This is a genomic window from Knoellia altitudinis, assembly GCF_042666355.1.
GTDB lineage: Bacteria > Actinomycetota > Actinomycetes > Actinomycetales > Dermatophilaceae > Knoellia > Knoellia altitudinis.
Window position 1 is genome coordinate 2,469,054 of sequence record NZ_JBHTDK010000001.1, and the last position, 22,105, is coordinate 2,491,158.

Sequence of the window (22,105 nt, forward strand, 5' to 3'; positions counted from 1 at the left end):
TCAGAAGACGCCCACACCCACGTCCGTGCCGAGCCGTCGAAGGCTCGTCTCCACCGAGAGGAACACGCCATGAGGTCGCAGTCACGCAGGCCGTCCGGGCCCCGAGCCGGCTCGCCCTCAGAGGGTGGGCGCCGGTTCACCGCCGGACTCGGGATCCTGGCCCTCTTCCTCGCCCTGGCCGTCGGTATGCCGTCCGCCCGCGCTGCAGACCCCTGCGCCGCACCGATCAGCGTGGTTGCGTGCGAGAACACCAAGCCCGGGGCGGCCCCCAGCACCTGGCAGATCGTCGGCGCCGGGTCGTCGACGATCCAGGGGTTCGCGACGAGCATCAGCGTCAATCCCGGTGACACCGTGCGGTTCAAGGTCAAGACCCCGAGCACGCGGTACCGGATCGACATCCTCCGGCTGGGCTACTACCAGGGCAACGGAGCCCGCCGGGTGGTGTCGGGACTGCAGCCGTCGGCGTCCCTGCCGCAGACCCAGCCGACCTGCCTCAACGACACGGCGCCCACCGGGCTGATCGACTGCGGCAACTGGGCCGTCTCGGCGTCGTGGGCCGTCCCGTCGACTGCGGTGTCAGGGGTGTACATCGCCCACCTCATCCGTGAGGACGCCACCGGCGCCAGCCACATCCCCTTCGTGGTCAAGAACGCTGCCGCCCGCTCCGACATGATCTTCCAGACCTCCGACTCGACGTGGCAGGCGTACAACTCGTACGGCGGCAACAGCCTCTACTCTTGCTCGTCGAACTGCCCGCCCGGGAACCCCGCGGCATACAAGGGTGCCGCCAAGGTCTCGTACAACCGTCCGTTCAACTCGGCGCTGGATGACCAGGGCCGCAGCTGGCTGATGTATGCCGAGTACCCCATGATCCGTTTCCTCGAGGCCAACGGGTACGACGTGGCCTACACCACGGGCACCGACGTCAGCACGGCGGCCGGCGGCGCGCTGCTCAAGAACCACAAGACGTTCCTGTCCGTCGGGCACGACGAGTACTGGTCCGGCACCCAGCGGGCCAACGTCGAGGCCGCGCGCGATGCCGGAGTCAACCTCGCGTTCTTCAGCGGGAACGAGATGTTCTGGAAGACGAGGTACGAACCCAGCATCGACAGCACGGGCACGCCGGACCGCACCATCGTGTCCTACAAGGAGACCCACCACGACGGCTCGGTCGACCCCCAGGGTCCGTCCAGCTGGACGGGGACGTGGCAGGACCCTCGCTTCAGCCCTCCGGGGGACGGCGGCCGTCCGCAGAACGCGCTCACCGGACAGCTGTTCGTCGTGAACGCCGGAAGCACCGACATCAAGGTGCCGGCGCGCTTCGCCAAGCTCCGCTTCTGGCGCAACACTGCGGCGGCCAACCTCACGGGGACCCAGACCCTGACGCTGGCCCCGGGTCAGGAGACGTTGGGCTACGAGTGGGACGTCGACGCCGACAACGGCTTCCGACCCGCGGGTCAGTTCAACCTCTCCTCGACGACGAGCACCACGGCAGAGGCCTTCACCGACTACGGCAGCACCGTCAAGACCGGCAGCACCGCGACGCACCGCATGTCGCTCTATCGTGCGCCGAGCGGTGCCCTCGTGTTCGGGGCCGGCACCGTGCAGTGGTCGTTCGGTCTCGACGACCCGGGGTCGACCCCGGACCGGACGATGCGGCAGGCGACCGTCAACCTCTTCGCCGACATGGGGGCACAGCCGTATGCCGTTCCGTACGCCGGCGTGACGCCGGCCACCCCGTCGAGCGACACCACCGCCCCTACCTCCACGATCACCTCCCCGGCGGCAGGCGTCGCCGTGGGGGACGGCACGTCGCTGACCCTCAGTGGGACGGCCGCCGACGCAGGGGGCGGCGTGGTGGCCGGCGTGGAGGTCTCCACCGATGGCGGCGACACGTGGCACCCGGCCGAGGGGACCACGAGCTGGACCTACCGGTGGGTGGCCCACGGCAGCCCCACCAGCACGATCCGGACGCGGGCCGTCGACGACACCGGCAACATGGAGACGCCCTCGGCCGGGCGCACGCTCGACATCGGGTGCACGTGCTCCGTCTGGGGCACGGGATCCACACCCACGCGTGCCGACTCGGGCACCGCCACAGGGACCGAGGTCGGGATGAAGTTCCGGTCCGAGGTCTCGGGCAAGGTCACAGGGGTCCGGTTCTTCAAGTCCACCGCGAACACCGGCACCCACGTCGGTAGCCTCTGGACGACCTCGGGTACCCGGCTCGCCTCGGTGACGTTCGCGAACGAGTCGGCGTCCGGCTGGCAGCAGGCGCTCTTCTCGAGCCCGGTGTCGATCAACGCCAACACGACCTACGTCGTGTCCTACTTCGCGCCGAACGGGCACACGGCCAAGGACGACTCCTACTTCTACCCGAACCCGTCACCGCGACCTGACACGTACAGCCGGGTCGACAGCCCGCCCCTGCACGCCCTGCGGCACACCAACGGCACCGTGAACGGGCTGGCGAGGACCGGCTCCGCGAGCGCGTTCCCGTCGGCCAGCCCAAGTGCCGCGAACTACTGGGTCGACGTGATGTTCGACGTCAACTCCGGCCCGGCCTCCGCCCCGGGGGCCCCGACGGGTGTGAGCGCCACCCCGGGCAACGCCTCGGCGGCCGTGTCGTGGGATGCGCCGCCCGACGGCGGCAGCGCGATCACCGGCTACACGGTGACGCCGTACGCCGGGTCCGTGGCACAGCCGTCCACCACGGTGTCGGGCAGCCCGCCCGACACGAGCGTGGTCGTGACCGGACTGACCAACGGCACCACGTACACGTTCCGGGTGTCCGCGACGAACGTCGCCGGCTCGGGAGCCGCCTCAGGGGCGTCGAACGCCGTCGTTCCGACCCTCGTCACCTGCTCCGCGTGCACCTTGTGGCCCGCATCCACGGTGCCGGCCACCGTGGACCAGGGAGACACCCGCGCCATGGAGCTGGGAGTGAAGTTCAGGGCCGACCTCAACGGCCAGATCCGGGGGATCCGCTTCTACAAGTCCTCGGCCAACACGGGTACCCACATCGGGAACCTCTGGACCCTCTCCGGGACCAGGCTGGCGACGGTGACGTTCACCACCGAGAGCGCCACCGGATGGCAGGAGGCTCTGTTCGCGACACCCGTCAACGTCACTGCCGGGACCGTCTACGTGGCGTCCTACTTCGCGCCGCGCGGCCACTACTCGGCGGACACCAACTACTTCTCCGGGAAGGGAGTGGACTCCGGTCCGCTCCACGCACCCGCCGACGGCGTGAACGGCGGTCAGGGTGTGTACGGGATCACCGCGACCAGCGCGTTCCCGACGAGCACGTTCGAGTCCGAGAACTACTGGGTCGACGTCGTCTACTCGACGACCGCTGCCACAGCGCCCGGCGCTCCGACGAACGTGGCTGCCACCGCGGGAGCAGGCTCAGCGGTGGTGTCGTGGACGGCACCCTCGGACGGGGGCAGCCCGCTGACCGGCTACACGGTCACTCCGTACGTGGGCTCGACCGCGCAGACGTCGAAGGCGGTGACCGGCTCCCCGCCGGCGACGTCGACGACGGTCACGGGTCTGGCCAGCGGGACGGCATACACGTTCCGGGTGAGTGCGGCCAACGCCGTGGGCACAGGAGCCGCGTCGGCGCCGTCGACAGCGGTCACCCCGACCGGGTCCACCACGCCGGCGGCCCCCACCGGGGTGTCCGCAACCCCGGGCGACGGGTCCGTGGTGGTGTCCTGGGTCGCTCCGCCCGACGGCGGCAGCCCGGTCACCGGCTACACCGTGACCCCCTACGCCGGCTCGACCGCGCAGGCGTCCAAGAGCGTGACGGGGAGCCCGCCGGCGACGTCGACGACGGTCACCGGGCTGACCAACGGCACCGCGTACACGTTCGAGGTCACCGCGACCAACGCCGTGGGCACCGGCCCGGCCTCGACCCCGTCGGCGGCAGTCACCCCGACGGCGCCCGCGACCGCACCGGCCGCACCGACCGGGGTGTCGGCCGCGGCCGCTGACGGCTCCGCGGTGGTGTCGTGGACCGCTCCCTCCGACGGCGGCAGCCCGCTCACGAGCTACACCGTCACGCCCTGGGCGGGCACCACCGCCGAGGCGTCGACGACCGTCACCGGCTCCCCGCCGGGGACCTCGACGACGGTCACCGGGCTGACCAACGGCACGGCATACACCTTCACGGTGAAGGCCACCAACAGCGTGGGCACCGGGCCGGCATCGGCCCCGTCCGCGGCCGCAACCCCCACCGTCGGCGGCTGTGCGGCCTGCACGATCTGGCCCTCGACGGCGGTCCCGGTCAACGCAGACCATGCCGACACCAGCGCCGTCGAGCTGGGTGTGAAGTTCCGCTCCGACGTGGGCGGACAGGTCACGGGCATCCGGTTCTACAAGGGCGCCGGGAACACCGGGACCCACGTCGGCAGCCTGTGGTCGACCTCGGGCACCAGGCTCGCGTCGGTGACGTTCACGGACGAGAGCGCCACCGGTTGGCAGCAGGCGTCGTTCTCGACGCCCGTGGCCATCACCGCCGACACCACCTACGTCGCGTCCTACCACTCACCCAACGGGCACTACGCGGGCGACGGCGCCTACTTCACGACCGGCGTGGACCGCGGCCCGTTGCACGCCCTGCGTGACGGCGTCTCCGGGGGCAACGGCGTCTACGCCTACGGCACCAGCGCCTTCCCCACCAACAGCTGGAACGCCGCCAACTACTGGGTGGACGTCGTCTTCGCCAGCACGACGGCTCCCGCCACCGCGCCGTCGGCCCCGTCAGCCGTCACGGCCAGCGCGGGTGACGGCTCGGCAGTGGTGTCCTGGACCGCTCCCGCCGACGGGGGCAGCGGCATCACCGGCTACACGGTCACGCCCTACGTCGGCGCCACGGCGCAGACCCCGAGGACCGTCACCGGCAACCCCCCGGCCACGACGACCACCGTCACCGGACTCACCAACGGGACCGCCTACACCTTCCGGGTCACCGCGACCAACGCAGCCGGGACGAGCCCGCCCTCGAGCGCGTCGGCAGCCGTCACACCGTCAGCGGTCACGGCCGCTCCCGGTGCCCCGACGGCCGTGACCGCGACCGCCGCGGACGCGTCGGCCTCGGTGTCCTGGACCGCGCCCGGGGACGGAGGAAGCCCCATCACGAGCTACACCGTCACCCCGTACGTCGGGTCGACCGCCCAGGCGGCCAAGACGGTGACCGGGTCCCCTCCGGGGACCTCGACGACCGTCACCGGGCTGACCAACGGCACGGCGTACACGTTCACGGTCACCGCGACCAACGCCGTGGGCACCGGCCCGGCCTCGACCCCGTCGGCGGCGGTCACGCCGTCCCCGCCTGCCACGACCCCCGGCGCGCCGACGGGTGTCTCTGCGACCGCCGGTGACGGCTCCGCGCTGGTGTCGTGGACCGCTCCCTCCGACGGCGGCAGCCCGCTCACGGGCTACACCGTGACCCCGTACGCCGGATCGACCGCCCAGGACGCCAAGACGGTGACCGGCTCCCCGCCGGGGACCTCGACGACCGTCACCGGGCTGACCAACGGCACGGCATACACCTTCACGGTGAAGGCCACCAACAGCGTGGGCACCGGACCGGCCTCCGCCGCGTCCACACCCGTCACCCCCGCGGCGGGGGTGTGCGCAGCCTGCACGATCTGGCCCTCGACGGCGGTCCCGGCCAACCCCAGCGACTCCGACACCAGCGCCCTCGAGCTCGGGGTGAAGTTCACCTCGGACCTCGACGGCGTCGTCACCGGCATCCGGTTCTACAAGGGCACCGGCAACACCGGCACCCACGTCGGCAACCTCTGGACCGAGACCGGCACCAGGCTCGCGTCGGTGACGTTCACGAACGAGAGCGCCACCGGCTGGCAGCAGGCGTCGTTCTCGACCCCCGTGGCCATCACCGCGGACACCACCTACGTCGCGTCCTACCACGCACCCAACGGGCATTACGCGGGCGACGGCGCCTACTTCACGACCGGCGTGGACCGCGGCCCGTTGCACGCCCTGCGTGACGGCGTCTCCGGGGGCAACGGCGTCTACGCCTACGGCAGCTCCAGCGCCTTCCCCACCGGCAGCTGGAACGCCGCCAACTACTGGGTCGACGTCGTCTTCGCCAGCAACGCCACCGCACCCCCCACCCCACCAGAGGCCCCGACCAACGTCACCGCGACGCCCGGCGACGCCTCGGCGGCCGTGTTCTGGACCGCTCCTCCCGACGGGGGCAGCCGCATCACCGGCTACACGGTCACGCCCTACGTCGGCGCCACGGCGCAGACCCCGAAGACCGTCACCGGCAACCCCCCGGCCACGACGACCACCGTCACCGGCCTCACCAACGGGACCGCCTACACCTTCCGAGTCACCGCGACGAACGCGTCCGGCAGCGGACCCCCCTCCGCCGCGTCGCCACCGGTGACGCCCACCTCGGGAGTCTGCGCGGCCTGCACGATCTGGCCCTCGAGCGCGACGCCGGCCAACCCCAGCCACGCGGACAACAGCTCCGTCGAGCTCGGGGTGAAGTTCACCTCCGACGTGGACGGCCGGATCACCGGGATCCGCTTCTACAAGGGGAGCGGCAACACCGGCACCCACGTGGGCAACCTGTGGACCAGCACCGGCACGAGGCTCGCGACGGTGACCTTCCGCAACGAGACGACCACCGGTTGGCAGCAGGCCTCGTTCTCCACCCCCGTGGCCATCACCGCCGGCACCACCTACGTCGCCTCGTACCTCGCGCCACGAGGCCGCTACGCCGCGGACGCGGGCACCTTCACCACCACGGGCGTCGACCGGCCCCCGCTGCACGCCCTGCGCGACGGCGTGTCCGGCGGCAACGGCGTCTACCGCTACGGCGCGACCAGTGGCTTCCCCGCCAACAGCTGGAACGCCAGCAACTACTGGGTCGACGTCGTGTTCGCGAGCGGGTGAGCGCCCGTGAGACCCCTACCGGAGGTCGCCACCCGGCGCGGCCCGGTCCCCACGCATCCCATCCCCAGGAGGCAGTCATGAGCTCCGTCAGCGTCGTCATCCCGTGCTACCGGTACGGGCACTACCTCGAGCCGGCGGTGGCGAGCGTGCTCGACGCCCAGCCGGGTGTGGACGTCAAGGTGCTCATCATCGACGACGCGTCCCCCGACGGCAGCGGCGAGATCGCGACGGCGATCGCCACGGCCGACCCCCGCGTGGAGGCCGTCGTCCATCCGACCAACCGAGGGCACATCGCGACCTACAACGAGGGCCTCCTCGACTGGGCCGACTCGACCTACAGCGTGCTGATGTCCGCGGACGACCTGCTCACCCCGGGGTCGCTGCGCCGGGCGGTCGACCTGCTCGACGCGCACCCGGGCGTGGGCTTCGCGTACGGGTATGCCGTCCGGTTCAGGGACGGTGAGCCGCTGCCACTCCCGCGGACGGAGCCTCGCGGGTGGTCGGTGTGGAGCGGGTCCGACTGGCTCGACCGTCGCTTCCGGCTCGCGCGCTCGGGCATCTCCTCGCCCGAGGTCGTCGTGCGCACCGAGGTCCAGCAGCAGGTGGGCGGATACGACGCCAGGTTGCCGCACCTCGCCGACACCCAGATGTGGATGCGGCTCGCGTCCCGGGCCGACGTCGGGTACGTGCGGGGCGTCGACCAGGCGTGGTACCGGCAGCACGCCGACAACATGTCGCTGGGCTACGACGAGGTGGCTGAGCTGCGTCAGGGCCGGGTCGCCTTCGACAGCATCATCCAGACCCTCGCGGACGAGGGCGTGGACGTGTCCCGGATGGCGCGGCTCGTGCACCGGAAGCTGGCCTGGGAGGCCCTGTTCGCCGCGACCCGCGCCTACGACGAGGGCCGGGCCGGCGACGCGCCGGTCGACGGGCTCGTGGCGTTCGCGAGGGAGTGCTGGCCCCATGCCGACCGCATGCCCATCGCGCACACGCTGCGGCTTCGGCGCCTCGTCGGCCCCCGGGCCATGGCCGCGCTGGCACCCGTGGTCCCGCCGGCGCGCGGTGTGCGGTTCCTCGTCGAGAGCCGTGACCGGTACGACACCACGTGGGAAGCGGTCGAGGCACTCGCCCGCCCGGGCCGGCAGTCGGTGAGGTTCGCGTGAGCACCCGACCGCCAGCAGCGGCAGTTCGAGCAGCACCAGAGGCAGACGCAGACGCAGCAGGACACCCGGACCCCACCAGGCGGCCGGGGAGCGACCAGGGGAAGGACCGGATCATGACCGACTCGATCGGACTGGCAGTCATCGGAGCGGGCTACTGGGGTCCCAACCTCGTCCGCAACGCGATGGCCACTGCTGCAGTGGACGTGAGGTACCTGTGCGACCTCGACGAGCAGCGGGCCCGGCAGGTGCTCGGCCGCTACTCGACGATCACGGCGACGGACGACTACGACAGGGTTCTGGACGACCCCGGCGTCCAGGCCGTCGCCATCGCGACCCCCGCGGCCTCGCACTTCCCCCTCGCGATGGCGGCGCTCGACGCCGGGAAGCACGTGCTCGTCGAGAAGCCCCTCACGTCGAGCCTCGCCGACGGGGAGAAGCTCGTCCAGGCCGCCGAGGACCGGGGCCTCGTCCTCATGTGCGACCACACCTACTGTTACACCTCCGCCGTGCGTGAGATGCGACGCCTGGTGCACGACGGTGGCCTCGGGGACGTCCAGTTCGTCGACTCGGTGCGGATCAACCTCGGCCTGGTGCAGCCGGACGTCGACGTCCTGTGGGACCTGGCGCCCCACGACCTGTCGATCCTCGACTTCCTCCTGCCCGAGCACGTGTCGGTCGTGGCGGTGGCCGCCCAGGGTGCCGACCCACTGGGCCACGGCATGCCGTGCGTCGGCTACCTCACGCTGAGGCTCTCGACGGGAGCCATCGCCCACGTGCACGTGAACTGGCTCAGCCCGATCAAGATCCGCACCATGGTCATCGGCGGTTCCCAACGGACCGTCGTGTGGGACGACATGAACCCCAGCCAGCGGCTCGCCGTCTACGACCGCGGCGTCGACCGGGAGGTGGCCGGGGACCTCGACCCCGACGACCGCAAGCAGATCCGCGTCTCGTACCGGACCGGCGAGATGGTGGCACCGGCCCTGCCCGAGCGGGAGGCGCTGCTGGCCATGATGACGGAGTTCGCGGCCTCGATCTCCGAGGGACGGCAGCCCGCGACGGACGGCCGGGCCGGCCTGCGGGTCATGACGATCCTCGAGGCGGCCGAGCGCAGCCTGGGGCACGAGGGCAGCTTGGTGGCGGTGGAGGCACTGTGATGCTCGCGGACAGCGTGTGCCTCGTGACCGGCGGGGCGGGCACCATCGGCTCGACCATCGTCGACCAGCTCGTCGCGGCCGGCGCGGCCGAGGTCCGCGTCCTCGACAACTTCGTGCGCGGACGCACCGAGAACCTCACCGAGGCGATGCGCTCCGGGCGGGTCGAGGTCATCAAGGGCGACATCCGTGACCTCGACGTCGTGCGCTCCGCCACGGCGGGGTCGGACGTCGTCTTCCACCAGGCGGCCATCCGCATCACCCAGTGCGCCGAGGAGCCACGGTTGGCGCTCGAGGTCCTGGCGGACGGGACCTTCAACGTCCTCGACGCCGCCGTCGCGGCGGGCGTGCGCAAGGTGGTGGCCGCGTCGTCGGCGTCCGTCTACGGGTTGGCGACGGAGTTCCCGACACCCGAGACCCAGCATCCCTGGGACAACGACACCTTCTACGGGGCCGCCAAGGTCTTCAACGAGGGCATGCTCCGCAGCTTCCACGCGATGCACGGTCTCGACTACGTGGCGCTGCGGTACTTCAACGTCTACGGCCCACGGATGGACGTCCACGGTCTCTACACCGAGGTGCTCATCCGGTGGATGGACCGCATCGCGGCCGGCGAGGCCCCGCTCGTCCTCGGTGACGGGCAGCAGACCATGGACTTCGTCTTCACGACCGACATCGCCCGGGCCAACCTGCTGGCGGCGGAGTCCGCGGCCACGGACGCGGTGTTCAACATCGGCAGCAGCACCGAGACCAGCCTGCTGGGCCTGGCGCAGGCACTGCAGGGCGTCATGGGCAGCACCGTGCCGGTGGAGTTCGGACCCGCCCGAGCCGTCAACGGGGTGTCGCGCCGGCTGGCGTCCATCGACGCCGCCCGGGTCGCACTGGGTTGGGAGCCGTCGGTCGGTCTGGAGGACGGCCTGCGTCTCCTCGTCGACTGGTGGGCGGCCGAACGGGGTGCCGCATGATCCCGGTGATGAAGCCCTGGCTGGGTGAGGAGGAGGCGGATGCCGCCGCCGACGCCGTGCGGTCGGGGTGGGTGGCACAGGGTCCTCGCGTGGCCGAGTTCGAGACCCGCTTCGCCGAGCGGGTGGCGGCGCCCCACGCGGTGGCGGTCTCGTCGTGCACGACAGCGCTGCACCTGTGCCTGCACCTGCTCGGAATCGGCCCCGGGGACGAGGTCGTCGTCCCGTCCTTCTCCTTCATCGCGACGGCCAACTGCGCCGTCTACGTCGGGGCGACCCCGGTCTTCGCCGACGTCGAGCCCGAGGACGGCAACCTCAGCCGACGGACGGTCGAGGCGGTCCTCACCGACCGCACGCGCGCCGTCATCGTGGTGCACCAGGGAGGTGTGCCGGCCGACGTCGAACCACTGCAGGCGCTCTGTCAGGAGCGGGGCATCGCCCTGGTCGAGGACGCGGCCTGTGCCGCCGGGTCGACCTACCTGGAGGCTCCGGTGGGGGTCGGGGCAACGCTGGCGGCCTGGTCCTTCCACCCGCGCAAGCTGCTCACCACCGGGGAGGGTGGCATGCTCACCACGACGGAGCCCGACCTCGCTGCCCGGGCGCGCCGCCTGCGCGAGCACGGGATGAGCGTCAGTGCGGCAGAACGGCACCGGAGCCGGCAGCCGGTCCTCGAGAGCTACCTCGAGGTCGGGTTCAACTACCGCATGACCGACATCCAGGCCGGTGTCGGCCTCGTCCAGCTGCGCAAGCTGGACGCGATGGTCGAGCGCCGTCGGGCGCTCGCCGCGCTCTACCAGGAGGCGCTCGCCGGCATACCGGGTCTGCGGACGGTCCGCGACCCGGAGCGCGGAGAGTCCAACTACCAGTCCTTCTGGGTGGAGCTCGGTCCGGAGTTCCCGATGTCGCGCAACGAGCTGCTCGGCGCCCTCGCCGATGCCGGCGTCTCGGCCCGGGCCGGGATCATGGCCGCCCACCGACAGCCGGCCTACGCCGGCCATCCTCATGGTGACCTGTCGACGACCGAACGGCTGACGGACCGCACGCTCATCCTGCCGCTGTACCACGACCTCGCGGTGGAGGACCAGGACATCGTCATCGGGGCCGTCCGCGCGGCGGCCAAGTCAAGGGCCGTCTCGTGAAGGCGCGACCGGTCGTCATCGTGGGGGCCGGCGGCTTCGCGCGCGAGACCGCCGAGACGGTGCACGCCCTGCACGCCCGGGACGGCTCCGTCGAGCTGCGGGGGTACGTCGACGACGACGAGTCACTGCACGGACGCACGCTCGCCGGTGGCACCGTCCTCGGAGCAGTCGACGACCTGCACGACCATCGCGATGCAGCCGTCGTCGTCGCCGTGGGAAGGCCCGACGCGTACGCCACCCGGCGAGCCCTCGTCTCGCGGCTCGGGCTCTCGACGGACCGCTACGCGACACTGGTCCACCCGGACTCGAGCGTGGGCGCCAGCTGCCGGCTGGGTCCGGGAACGGTCGTGCTGGCCCAGGTCGTCATGACGGCCGACGTGGTCCTCGGAGCCCACGTGGCCGTCATGCCGCAGGTTGTCCTCACCCACGACGTCGAGGTGGAGGACTACGCCACGCTGGCATCGGGTGTCCGTGTGGGTGGTGGCGCACGGGTGGGGCCTGGTGCCTATGTCGCCAGCGGGGTCTGTGTCCGGGAGGGATGCCGGATCGGGTCGTGGGCCATGGTCGGCATGGGGTCCACGGTCACCTGCGACGTGCCGGACGAACGTCTCTGGTTCGGCAGCCCCGCCCGGGACGTCCGACGGGCTCCGCTTCCCTGGCCCGAGGGCGGGTCCGCGCTCGAGGGCCCTCGGGTCGGGCAGGTGGTGGCGTCGTGATCTCGATTCCGCTCGTCGACCTCTCCCTCCAGCACGCCGTGGTGGGGGAGGAGGTGCTGGACGGGTTCCGCGAGGTCCTCGAGGCGGGGGACTTCATCGGCGGGAAGGCCGTCACCGCCTTCGAGCAGGAGTACGCGCACTTCACGGGAGCCCGCTGCTGCGTCGGTGTGGGCAACGGCACCGACGCCCTCGAGATGGCCCTGCGTGCCGTCGGGGTCGGCCACGGTGACGAGGTCGTCCTCCCCGCGAACACCTTCATCGCCACGGCTGAGGCGGTCGTCCGCACCGGTGCCATCCCGGTCCTCGTGGATGTCGACGACGAGGCGCTGCTCATCGACCCGGCGAGGGTGGAGGAGGTCGTCACGGCGCGCACGCGGGCGGTCCTGCCCGTCGACCTCTACGGTCAGGTCGCACCCTTCGAACAGCTGCCCCGGGGACTGGCCCAGCGCGGCGTGGCCGTGATCGAGGACGCCGCCCAGTCCCAGGGCGCCACGCGGCACGGGAGGTCGGCGGGGACGTTCGGCACGATGGCCGCGACGAGCTTCTACCCCGGGAAGAACCTCGGTGCCTACGGTGATGCCGGCGCCGTGCTGAGCGACGACGAGGAGCTGGCGCGGGCGGTCCGGCTCATGGGTGCCCACGGCAGCCAGGCGAAGTACGTCCACAGCCGGATCGGGTTCAACTCACGGCTGGACACGCTGCAGGCGGTGGTGCTGCGGGCCAAGCTCAGCCGGCTCCGCGGGTGGAACGAGGAGCGACGGGAGGCGGCCGCACGCTACGACGACCTCCTGGCCGACGTGCCCGAGGTGCGCCTCCCGGTCACCCTTCTCGGCAACGAGCACGTGTGGCACCTCTACGTCGTGCGCGTCCCCCGGCGCGACGACGTCCTGCGGTTCCTGCAGTCCGAGGGGGTGGGAGCGGGGGTGCACTACCCGGTCCCGGTGCACCTCACCCCCGCCATGCACGGGCTCGGGCACGGACCGGGGAGCTTCCCGGTCAGCGAGCAGGCCGCCACCGAGATCCTGTCGCTGCCGATCTACCCCGGGATCACCGGCGAGCAGCAGGAGCTGGTCGTGCAGGTCCTGCGTCACGCCCTCCGGTCAGTCACCTGACGACCGGGACGCGACGGGGAGGATGGCCATGAGCACCAACGAGGTCCGGCCCCAGGAGGGTCTCGGAGCGCAGGCTGCTGCGGGCGTGGCGTGGCTGGCGGCCCAGAAGTGGGTCGTCCGTGCCTTCGGCTTCGCCACACTCCTCGTGCTCGCCCGTGAGCTGTCGCCCCGTGACTTCGGCGTCGTCGCGGCCGCGATGACGGTCATCCCCATGGTGCACCTCCTGGCCGACCTCGGGTTCTCGACCTACCTGCTCCAGGCCGACGAGCCGGACCAGCGCACCCTCAGCACGGCGCTGTGGGTCTCCGTGGCGGCCGGGGGAGTCCTCTCCGCCGGCCTCGTCGGGGCTGCACCGCTCCTCGCGATGGCGTTCTCGATCCCCGAGCTCACCGATGTGCTCCGTGTCCTCGCCCTGGCCGTGGTCGCCACGGTCCTCGCCGCAGTCCCGTTGGCCCTGCTCCGGAGGGCCATGGCGTTTCGCACGGTCGCACTCCAGGGCATGGCGGCGGCCCTGCTCGCGCAGGTCCTCGCCGTCGCGGTGGCCCTCGGAGGTGGCGGTGTGTGGGCCCTGGTGGTCCAGGTGGTCGTCGGTCAGTGGGTCATCGCCGTCCTCGCCTGGTGGCGTGCCGGGTGGCGGCCCTCGCTGACGCTGTCGCCGGAGGAGTTCCGGCGGATGGCCTCGTTCGGCCTCCGGGTGTCGGCCGTGGACCTCGTCGCGACGTCTCGGCTGTGGGCCGAGGCCTGGGTCATCACCGTGACCCTGGGGCCGGCGACCCTGGGACTGCTGAGCATCGCCCAACGTCTCGTGCAGACGGCCCAGGAGCTGACGTCGGCCTCGCTGGTCCCCGTCTCGACCGTCCTCTTCGCCCGTGTCCGCGAGACCGCGGAACGCGTCCGGGGCTCCTACGCCAAGGCACTCGGCGTCGCCTACGCGGTGGTGGCGCCGTTCATGGCCGCCATCGTCGTGACGGCCCCGGTGCTGGTCCCGATGCTCTTCGGGCCGCAGTGGCGGGAGAGCGTGGCGCCGACCCAGGCGCTGGCCGTGGCGGGCATCATCACGCTCGGGGCGATGGTGGACCACGGACTCTTCTACGGGCTGGCCAAGCCCGGGTCATGGCTCGGCTACGCCGCCGTCGTCGACGCCGCGACCGTGGCGACGACGGTGTTCGCGGTCCGGTGGGGCCTGGTCGGCGTCGCCGTCGGCTTCGTGGTCGTTGCCGTCCTGGCGACAGCGGCCAGGTGGGTCCTGGTGGGCCGGCTCATCGGGGCGCCTGCGGCAACGGTCGCGCGGCCCTTCGTCGTCGTGCTGGCCCCCACCGCAGCCTGCGTGGCGGCCGGTCTGCTCACGATGGCAGCCCTCGACAACGCCCGTCCTTCCGTGGTGGTGGTGCTCATCGGTGGGCTCGTCACGGCCGTGGTGTACCTCGCGGTGCTGCGCGTGCTGGCTGCCGGGATCCTGCGCGACACCCTCGGCATCCTGCCCGTGCCCGACCGGATGACGAGGCCGGTCCGCAGGATCCTGCGGCTCGACCCCGTGACGGCGTGACGGCGTGACGGCGTGACGGCCGGAGGCGGTGCACGAGAGCGTCGTCAGGGCCGGCTGGGCGACCGGCACGCGCCGAACTAGTCTGGACCTCGATGCCCACGCTGCAACCGGTTGTCGACCACTTCGGCGCCGCCCCCCAGATCCACTCCCTCCTCGAGACCGCCACCGACCCCGGCACCGAGACCCTCGACGTCTCGGTCAGCGCCGGCGCCCGGCCGGCGCTCATCGCGGCCGCGGTCCAGCGGCTGCGCGCGACCGCGCCCCACCGGCTGCCGCTGCTCGTCGTCACCGCCACGAGCCGCGAGGCCGAGGACCTCACCGCCGCCCTCGGCTGCGTCCTCGACCCGGACGTGGTCGCGGACTTCCCCTCCTGGGAGACGCTGCCGCACGAGCGGCTCAGCCCCCGCTCCGACACGGTCGGCCGCCGGCTCGCCGTGCTCCGCCGGCTCGCGCATCCGGCGTCCGTCGCCGACGACGACATCAGCCACGGCCCCCTGTCGGTCGTCGTCGCACCGGTGCGCGCCGTCCTGCAGCCGATCTCGACCGGCCTCGGCGACCTCGCACCCGTCGCCCTGCGCGCCGGTGAGGAGCATGAGCTCGACGCGGTCGTCGAGGCGCTGGCCGGTGCTGCCTACACCCGCACCGACCTCGTCGAGCGGCGCGGCGAGTTCGCCGTGCGCGGTGGCATCCTCGACGTCTTCCCACCGACCGAGGAGCACCCTCTCCGCGTCGAGTTCTGGGGCGACACCATCGAGGAGATCCGCTGGTTCAAGGTCGCCGACCAGCGTTCGCTCGAGGTGGCCGCCCACGGCCTGTGGGCCCCACCCTGCCGCGAGGTGCTGCTCACCGATGCGGTCCGTGACCGCGCCGCCGTGCTCGCCGACCAGCTGCCCGGTGCGGCCGACTTGCTCCACAAGCTCGCCGCCGGCATCGCCGTCGAGGGCATGGAGTCGCTCGCGCCGGCCCTCGTCGACGGCATGGAGTCGATGCTCGACAGCTTCCCCACGGGTTCGCCCGTCGTCGCCTGCGACCCCGAGCGGGTGCGCACCCGGGCCCACGACCTCGTCGCCACCAGCCAGGAGTTCCTCGAGGCCGGCTGGGCCAACGCCGCGGCCGGCAACGCCGTCCCCATCGACCTCGAGAAGATCCTCGGGTCCGCCTCCTTCTGGTCCGTGGGCGACCTGCGTGACCATGCGCTCGCGACCGAGCACCCGTGGTGGGACCTCACCCCCTTTGTGCTCGACCTCGAGACGACCGCGGGCGAAGCCGCGGAGACCGGCACCCAGGACCCCACGGCATACCGGGGTGACATCGAGTCCGCGGCCGCGGACCTGCGCACCTGGACCGACGACGGGTGGCGCGTCCTCGTCGCCACCGACGGTCAGGGTTCGGCCAAGCGCATCGTCGAGGTCCTCGGCGAGGCAGAGGTCCCCGCCCGTCTCGAGACCTCGCTCGACGCCTTCGAGGCCGGGATCGTGCACGTCACGACGGCCCAGCTGGGACGCGGCTTCGTGCACGCGCCGAGCCGCCTCGTCGTCCTCACCGAGACCGACCTCACCGGCACCCCGTCGACGGGTCCGTCGACCAAGGACATGCGGCGTATGCCGTCGCGCAGGCGCAACCAGGTCGACCCGCTCCAGCTCAAGCCGGGCGACTTCGTCGTCCACGAGCAGCACGGCGTCGGCAAGTTCGTCGAGATGATGCAGCGCACCGTCCAGGGAGCGACGCGCGAGTACCTCGTGCTCGAGTACGCCCCCGGCAAGCGTGGCCACCCCGGCGACCGGCTCTTCGTGCCGACCGACCAGCTCGACCAGATCACGCGCTACGTCGGTGGTGAGCAGCCGACGCTCAACAAGATGGGTGGCTCGGACTGGAAGCAGACCAAGTCCAAGGCCCGTCGCTACGTCAAGCAGATCGCCGCCGAGCTCATCCAGCTCTACTCCGCGCGCATGGCGACCAAGGGGCATGCCTTCTCGCGTGACACCCCGTGGCAGCGTGAGCTCGAGGACGCGTTCGCCTACGTCGAGACGCCCGACCAGCTGAGCTCCATCGACGAGGTCAAGGCCGACATGGAGCGCGAGGTCCCGATGGACCGGCTCATCTGTGGCGACGTCGGCTACGGCAAGACCGAGATCGCGGTGCGGGCTGCGTTCAAGGCGATCCAGGACGGCAAGCAGGCCGCAGTGCTCGTGCCGACGACCCTGCTCGTCCAGCAGCACCTCCAGACGTTCACCGAGCGCTATGCGCCGTTCCCCGTGACGGTCAAGGCGCTCAGCCGCTTCCAGTCCAAGAAGGAGTCCGACGAGGTCATCGAGGGCCTCGCCAACGGCTCCATCGACCTCGTCATCGGCACCCACCGACTGCTCTCGGACAGCATCAGGTTCAAGGACCTCGGCCTCGTCGTGGTCGACGAGGAGCAGCGCTTCGGGGTCGAGCACAAGGAGCAGCTCAAGCAGCTCCGCACGGCCGTCGACGTGCTGGCGATGTCGGCCACACCGATCCCGCGCACCCTCGAGATGGCTGTCACCGGCATCCGTGAGATGTCCACTCTCGCAACGCCTCCCGAGGAGCGGCACCCGGTCCTCACCTATGTCGGTGCCTACGAGGAGAAGCAGATCACTGCCGCCGTCCGGCGCGAGATGCTCCGTGAGGGGCAGGTCTTCTACATCCACAACAAGGTGTCCACGATCGAGAAGGCCGCGGCCCGCATCCGCGAGCTCGTCCCCGAGGCCCGCATCGCCACCGCCCACGGCAAGATGGGCGAGCACCGGCTGGAGCAGGTCGTCCTCGACTTCTGGGAGAACAAGTTCGACGTCCTCGTCTGCACGACGATCGTCGAGACCGGGCTCGACATCTCCAACGCCAACACCCTCATCGTCGAGCGCGCCGACCGGCTCGGCCTGAGCCAGCTGCACCAGCTGCGCGGACGCGTGGGACGAGGTCGCGAGCGCGCCTACTCATACTTCCTCTACCCGCCCGAGGCCCCGCTCACCGAGACGGCGCACGACCGGCTGCAGACGATCGCGAGCCACACCGACCTCGGCGCAGGCATGCAGGTGGCGATGAAGGACCTCGAGATCCGCGGGGCCGGCAACCTCCTCGGTGGCGAGCAGTCGGGCCACATCGCCGGTGTCGGCTTCGACCTCTACGTCCGGCTCGTCGGCGAGGCCGTGTCGAGCTTCCGGGGTGACGTGGACGAGCAGATCGGCGAGATCAAGATCGAGCTGCCGGTCGACGCCCACCTGCCCCACGACTACGTGCCGGGCGAGCGGCTGCGCCTCGAGGCCTACAAGAAGCTCGCGACCGTGGCCGACGAGACCGCGCTCGCCGAGATCGAGGCCGAGCTCGTCGACCGCTACGGCAAGCCGCCGGAGGCCGTCCGCAACCTCATCGAGGTGGCGCGGCTGCGCACCGTGGCGCGGGCCGCGGGCATCAAGGACATCTCGGTCCAGGGCATGACCGTGCGCTTCGGCCCGGTCGAGCTGCGCGAGAGCCAGGAGCTGCGGCTCCAGCGGCTCTATCCCGGCTCGATCGTCAAGGAGGCGCTCGGCACGATCCTCGTGCCCAAACCCATGACGGCCCGGGTCGGAGGGCAGCCGCTGCGCAACCACGCGGTCCTCGAGTGGGCGGGTTCGGTCATCCGGACCGTCGTCATGGACAATGTCGGAGAAGCAGCAAGGGTGGCGCAGTCCACCCGATGACGAAGGGAACCGAAGTGAAGGCCGTCAAGGCTCGCACCACCGCTCTCGCCCTCGCGGGCGCCCTCGCGCTGTCCGCCTGCTCGGGAACGACGTCGGCTGAGACCGCTGCGGTCGTCGACGGTCGCGTCATCACCGAGCAGCAGGTGCGAGATGCGACCGAGCAGATCAACGGAGCCTTCCAGCCGGAGCAGCCCATCACGGCCGGACAGGCGCTGACCCTGCTCATCCGCGCGCCCTACATCAACGAGGCGGCGGTCAAGGCCGGCAAGGCCCAGAGCGAGTCGGCGGCGCGAGCAGCCTTCAACGAGTACGACGAGCCGGTGTCCGACTCGACGGTCGAGGTCCTGCAGGCCGAGGCCAGCCTCCAGCAGATCGACGACGCCGGACGCCAGGCCCTCACCCAGGAGTTCGCCGCTCTCGACATGACCATCAACCCGCGCTACGGCCGCTTCGACCCCGAGCAGGCAGCCGTCGTCCTCGAGCGGCCCAACTGGCTCGTGCCCGCGCCGGCCGAGTCGGCCCCGCCTGCCGCGCCGGCTCAGTGACGCCGTGGGGCGCCTGAGCCTCCTCGTCACCAGCCCGCGCGTCGCGCCGGGTCTGTTGTCCCGCAGTGCCTGGTATGCCGTGGAGTCGGCGACCGCTCGCCTGTGTCGCGACGTGTCGGAGCCGGTCGTCGAGGCCGTCGTCGAGTCGGGGCTCTCGGTCGATGAGGTGGGCGCGGAGCTGTCTGCGCCCGACCTGGCGCGGCTGCTCGTGGACCGTTCACTCGAGACCGACGTCGTCTGGCTCGGCTCCTCGGACGCCGACCCCGGACTCACCGACGCCATCGCGTCGGAGGTGTCGCGGCTGGACGTCCCGCCCGAGGTCGAGGTCATCGTGGGTTCGTGGGACGTGCCCGGTTCACGGTTGCTCGACGCGGTCGCGGTCATGGACCGGCTGCGCTCGCCGGGCGGATGCCCCTGGGACGCCGAGCAGACGCACGAGTCGCTCGCGAAGTACCTCACCGAGGAGGCCGGGGAAGCCGTCGAGGCCATCGGGTCCGGCGACCGACAGCATCTGGCCGAGGAGCTCGGGGACGTCCTGCTCCAGGTGCTCTTCCACGCGCGGGTGGCCGAGGACGCGCAGGTGCCGGAGGACGAGTTCGACATCGACGAGGTCGCCGGGCTGCTCGTCGACAAGCTCGTCCGTCGCCACCCGCACGTCTTCGCCGACGGCGACGCATCCACACCTGCAGAGGTCGAGGAGGCGTGGGCCCAGATCAAGGCCGAGGAGAAGGCCGCCAAGCACGGCCGCTGACCTTGCGTCCGTGTCACTCTGGGGCGACCCAGGACTGAGGAGCCACCCATGTCGTACCAGCCGCCGCGGCCACCCGGACCGCATGCCCACGCCGGGCAGGTCCGTCATGGTGCGCCGTCTCCGTATGCCGGCCACCCGGCATACGGAGGAATAGTCCCGCCTGCGCCGCCGTCGCGGGGGCTGAACCCGTGGCTCGCCGCTGCCCTGGGAGCCATCGGTGGTGTGCTGCTCACCGTCGCCGCGGGGGCGATGCTCTGGGTCGCGACCGGCGGCCCCCTGCCGTGGGAGGGAGTCGACGACCTGGCGCAGGACTGGCGCGGCCAGGTCGACGTGGCTGGCGACGGCAGTGTCCCCGGACCAGCCTTGGCCGACGCCGTGCTCGAGGTCGGGGGCGGCGGCTACTACGAGGAGGTGGTCTGTCCGGCGACGCCCCGGGCCGCCGAGGACGTGACGACGCTCTGCCGGGTGGACGACGGCTACGACCAGTACCGCGTGGTCGTGGTGTTCCTCGACGACAGCGGACGTTTCGAGACGGCCGAGGTCTTCAGCCAGTAGCGGCGCCACGTCCGGGAGGCCGGCTCGAGGACGGTCGGCCGGTCACGAACCGGTCAAGGCCCGGACAGGCGCTCGACAGGCGTGCGATCCTGAGCCACCTGATCGGCCCCGAGGAGCCCGCGTTGACGAACCAGCCGCCCCTGCCACCCGGTCCGGGCCCCTACGTCGTGCCGGGTCAGGGAGCCCCGGGTGGTCAGCCCTTCCACGGTGCGTATCCGGCATACGTGGGATATCCCGTTCCCGCACCTCGCTCCGCCGGTCTGAACCCCTGGGTCGCCGGAGTCGTCGGTGTGTTCATCGGTGGGATCGGTGCCATGGCGCTGACCATGGTGCTCCCCATGCTCTTCTTCGGGTTCCTCACCGGTGGCCTGTTCGGCGCCGACTACGACGAGGGTGAGACGGGCGCGTTGGACGGTGCCGAGAGGGTGACCGTGGCCGCAGACGGGTCGGTGTCCGGAGCGGTGCTGGCAGAGGCGCTCGCGGAGGACGGGTACGACGACCTGACCTGCCCCGACACTCCCGAGGTGGCCACCGACGTGACGACGATCTGCCGTGGAGGGGGCCGGATCGACGACCTGCGCGTCGTGGTGGTCTTCCGGGACAGCAGCGGACTGTTCAGCGCGGCTGACGTCTTCCCCTGATTGGTGGGCTTCAGCCGCGCCGCGCGGCGAGGTCCGGGTACATCTGCTCCAGCGGCCCGGACAGCAGGGCCTTGGCCGAACGCGTGTCTTCGTCGACCAGCGCCTCGAGGTCACCGGCCTCCAGAGCGTCCAGCACCACCCGGATGACGTCGTCGGGACGGTTCTTGGGGATGTCCCACCCGGCCATCATGTCGGTGTCGGTCGCCGCCAGGTGCACACCGACGACCTGGGTCTGCTGCCCGGCCAGCTCGATCCGGGTGCTGTTGGTCAGCGCCCACTCGGCCGCCTTGGCCGCTGCGTACGCACCGCTTCCGGGGAAGACCCGGAACGACAGGGCCGACATGATGTTGACGATCGCGCCGCCACCGTTGTGGGCGAGGATCGGAGCGAAGGCGCGTGTCATCGCGAGGGTGCCGAAGAAATGGGTCTCGAGCTCGGCGCGGATGAGGTCCGGATCGCCGGTCACGAGGTCCTGCATCGTGGAGATGCCAGCGTTGTTGACCAGCAGGTCGACGTCCTGCGCAGCCTCGGCGACGGCACGCACGGCACCCGGGTCCGTGATGTCGAGCGGCAGCACCTCCACCCCTGGTAGGTCGACGGTCTCGGGCCTGCGCGCGGTGGCGTAGACCCTGTCGGCGCCCCGTTCGAGGAGCCGGAGGGCGAACGCTCGTCCCAGGCCGCGGTTCGCTCCGGTGACGAGCGCTGTGGACTGTGTGATCTTCATGAGTCCCACGCTAAAATATGACACCAATGTGAGGTTCAAGTCCCGACCGCTGTGAACCACGTCACTCACGTCACCCGAGGAGGTTCTGTGAAGATCGGTGAGCTCGCGCGGCGGACCGGAGCCAGCGTCCGGTCCTTGCGCTACTACGAGGAGCAGGGGCTGATCCTGTCCGGACGGACGTCAGGCGGCCAGCGCGTGTATGACGAGGACGCCGTCGAGCGCGTCGATCTCGTGCAGCTGCTGTTCCGAGCCGGTGTCGCCAGCCGTGACGTCGTCGAGATCCTGCCGTGCATCTACTCGGGCACGACGACCCCGGCGATGGTGGGACGTCTCGTGGCCGAGCGGGCGCGTATCGATGAGAAGGTCCGAGAGCTCACCGCGACCCGCAACCGGCTGGACGGTGTCGTGCGGGCGGCAAGAGCCCGGTTGGCGACGACCGTCTAGCGTGACCGCAGCCCGGCGC

Annotated in this window: 15 protein-coding genes; 14 read left to right on the plus strand and 1 reads right to left on the minus strand. The window is 71.4% G+C overall.

From position 1 onward, the window contains the following. Positions 1 to 69: 69 nt before the first annotated feature. The 13 genes from ACFQW8_RS11710 to ACFQW8_RS11770 all read left to right on the plus strand — a co-directional run bounded on the left by ACFQW8_RS11710 (position 70) and on the right by ACFQW8_RS11770 (position 20,918). Positions 70 to 6,933, plus strand: coding sequence for a DUF4082 domain-containing protein (locus ACFQW8_RS11710; protein WP_380087525.1), 6,864 nt, complete (start codon positions 70 to 72; stop codon positions 6,931 to 6,933). A 77-nt stretch (positions 6,934 to 7,010) separates the two neighbouring features. Continuing rightward, positions 7,011 to 8,096 carry a glycosyltransferase family 2 protein gene (locus ACFQW8_RS11715; protein WP_380087527.1) on the plus strand — a complete coding sequence of 362 codons (1,086 nt, stop codon included), beginning with the start codon at positions 7,011 to 7,013 and terminating at the stop codon, positions 8,094 to 8,096. A 113-nt stretch (positions 8,097 to 8,209) separates the two neighbouring features. Next, positions 8,210 to 9,253, plus strand: a complete 1,044-nt coding sequence (locus ACFQW8_RS11720) for a Gfo/Idh/MocA family protein (RefSeq protein ID WP_380087530.1) — start codon at positions 8,210 to 8,212, stop codon at positions 9,251 to 9,253. Further along, positions 9,253 to 10,215 carry an NAD-dependent epimerase/dehydratase family protein gene (locus ACFQW8_RS11725; protein WP_380087531.1) on the plus strand — a complete coding sequence of 321 codons (963 nt, stop codon included), beginning with the start codon at positions 9,253 to 9,255 and terminating at the stop codon, positions 10,213 to 10,215. The genes ACFQW8_RS11720 and ACFQW8_RS11725 overlap by 1 nt, the downstream gene beginning before the upstream one ends. Next, a complete protein-coding gene (locus ACFQW8_RS11730) occupies positions 10,212 to 11,351 on the plus strand; it encodes a DegT/DnrJ/EryC1/StrS family aminotransferase (protein ID WP_380087533.1) in 1,140 nt (379 codons plus the stop codon). The genes ACFQW8_RS11725 and ACFQW8_RS11730 overlap by 4 nt, the downstream gene beginning before the upstream one ends. Further along, entirely contained in the window at positions 11,348 to 12,067 is a 720-nt protein-coding gene (locus ACFQW8_RS11735; RefSeq protein WP_380087535.1) for an acetyltransferase, read from the plus strand. The genes ACFQW8_RS11730 and ACFQW8_RS11735 overlap by 4 nt, the downstream gene beginning before the upstream one ends. Further along, positions 12,064 to 13,179 carry a DegT/DnrJ/EryC1/StrS family aminotransferase gene (locus ACFQW8_RS11740; protein WP_380087537.1) on the plus strand — a complete coding sequence of 372 codons (1,116 nt, stop codon included), beginning with the start codon at positions 12,064 to 12,066 and terminating at the stop codon, positions 13,177 to 13,179. The genes ACFQW8_RS11735 and ACFQW8_RS11740 overlap by 4 nt, the downstream gene beginning before the upstream one ends. A gap of 28 nt (positions 13,180 to 13,207) precedes the next feature. Then, positions 13,208 to 14,725 (plus strand): oligosaccharide flippase family protein, encoded by a 1,518-nt coding sequence (locus ACFQW8_RS11745; RefSeq protein WP_380087539.1) that lies wholly within the window; start codon positions 13,208 to 13,210, stop codon positions 14,723 to 14,725. A 92-nt stretch (positions 14,726 to 14,817) separates the two neighbouring features. Beyond that, complete coding sequence (mfd, locus tag ACFQW8_RS11750) at positions 14,818 to 18,426, plus strand: transcription-repair coupling factor (protein ID WP_380087540.1); 3,609 nt, start codon at positions 14,818 to 14,820, stop codon at positions 18,424 to 18,426. Next, the gene (locus ACFQW8_RS11755) at positions 18,423 to 18,971 is read left to right on the plus strand and encodes a hypothetical protein (RefSeq protein ID WP_380087541.1); all 549 of its coding nucleotides are present in this window, start codon (positions 18,423 to 18,425) and stop codon (positions 18,969 to 18,971) included. The genes mfd and ACFQW8_RS11755 overlap by 4 nt, the downstream gene beginning before the upstream one ends. A gap of 4 nt (positions 18,972 to 18,975) precedes the next feature. Next, a complete protein-coding gene (locus ACFQW8_RS11760; RefSeq protein ID WP_380087543.1) occupies positions 18,976 to 19,722 on the plus strand; it encodes a MazG family protein in 747 nt (248 codons plus the stop codon). Between the two features lie 48 nt (positions 19,723 to 19,770). Then, positions 19,771 to 20,277, plus strand: a complete 507-nt coding sequence (locus tag ACFQW8_RS11765; protein ID WP_380087544.1) for a hypothetical protein — start codon at positions 19,771 to 19,773, stop codon at positions 20,275 to 20,277. Between the two features lie 122 nt (positions 20,278 to 20,399). Continuing rightward, positions 20,400 to 20,918, plus strand: a complete 519-nt coding sequence (locus ACFQW8_RS11770) for a hypothetical protein (RefSeq protein WP_380087545.1) — start codon at positions 20,400 to 20,402, stop codon at positions 20,916 to 20,918. Positions 20,919 to 20,928: 10 nt separating this feature from the next. Here the strand turns inward: ACFQW8_RS11770 and ACFQW8_RS11775 are convergent, their stop codons facing one another. Then, positions 20,929 to 21,642: an SDR family oxidoreductase gene (locus ACFQW8_RS11775; protein ID WP_380087546.1), complete on the minus strand. Its 714-nt coding sequence runs from the start codon at positions 21,640 to 21,642 to the stop codon at positions 20,929 to 20,931. A gap of 87 nt (positions 21,643 to 21,729) precedes the next feature. Between ACFQW8_RS11775 and ACFQW8_RS11780 the strand changes: the two genes are divergently transcribed. Next, on the plus strand, positions 21,730 to 22,086 hold the full coding sequence (locus tag ACFQW8_RS11780; RefSeq protein ID WP_380087548.1) for a MerR family transcriptional regulator: 357 nt from the start codon (positions 21,730 to 21,732) through the stop codon (positions 22,084 to 22,086). The last annotated feature ends 19 nt before the right edge of the window (positions 22,087 to 22,105 follow it).

Bases quoted from the DNA above. Each gene is read 5' to 3' on its own strand.
- ACFQW8_RS11775 (WP_380087546.1), bottom strand. From the start codon at position 21,642: ATGAAGATCACACAGTCCACAGCGCTCGTCACCGGAGCGAACCGCGGC.
- ACFQW8_RS11710 (WP_380087525.1), top strand. From the start codon at position 70: ATGAGGTCGCAGTCACGCAGGCCGTCCGGGCCCCGAGCCGGCTCGCCC.
- ACFQW8_RS11730 (WP_380087533.1), top strand. From the start codon at position 10,212: ATGATCCCGGTGATGAAGCCCTGGCTGGGTGAGGAGGAGGCGGATGCC.
- ACFQW8_RS11720 (WP_380087530.1), top strand. From the start codon at position 8,210: ATGACCGACTCGATCGGACTGGCAGTCATCGGAGCGGGCTACTGGGGT.
- ACFQW8_RS11765 (WP_380087544.1), top strand. From the start codon at position 19,771: ATGTCGTACCAGCCGCCGCGGCCACCCGGACCGCATGCCCACGCCGGG.
- ACFQW8_RS11715 (WP_380087527.1), top strand. From the start codon at position 7,011: ATGAGCTCCGTCAGCGTCGTCATCCCGTGCTACCGGTACGGGCACTAC.
- ACFQW8_RS11755 (WP_380087541.1), top strand. From the start codon at position 18,423: ATGACGAAGGGAACCGAAGTGAAGGCCGTCAAGGCTCGCACCACCGCT.
- mfd (WP_380087540.1), top strand. From the start codon at position 14,818: ATGCCCACGCTGCAACCGGTTGTCGACCACTTCGGCGCCGCCCCCCAG.
- ACFQW8_RS11745 (WP_380087539.1), top strand. From the start codon at position 13,208: ATGAGCACCAACGAGGTCCGGCCCCAGGAGGGTCTCGGAGCGCAGGCT.
- ACFQW8_RS11725 (WP_380087531.1), top strand. From the start codon at position 9,253: ATGCTCGCGGACAGCGTGTGCCTCGTGACCGGCGGGGCGGGCACCATC.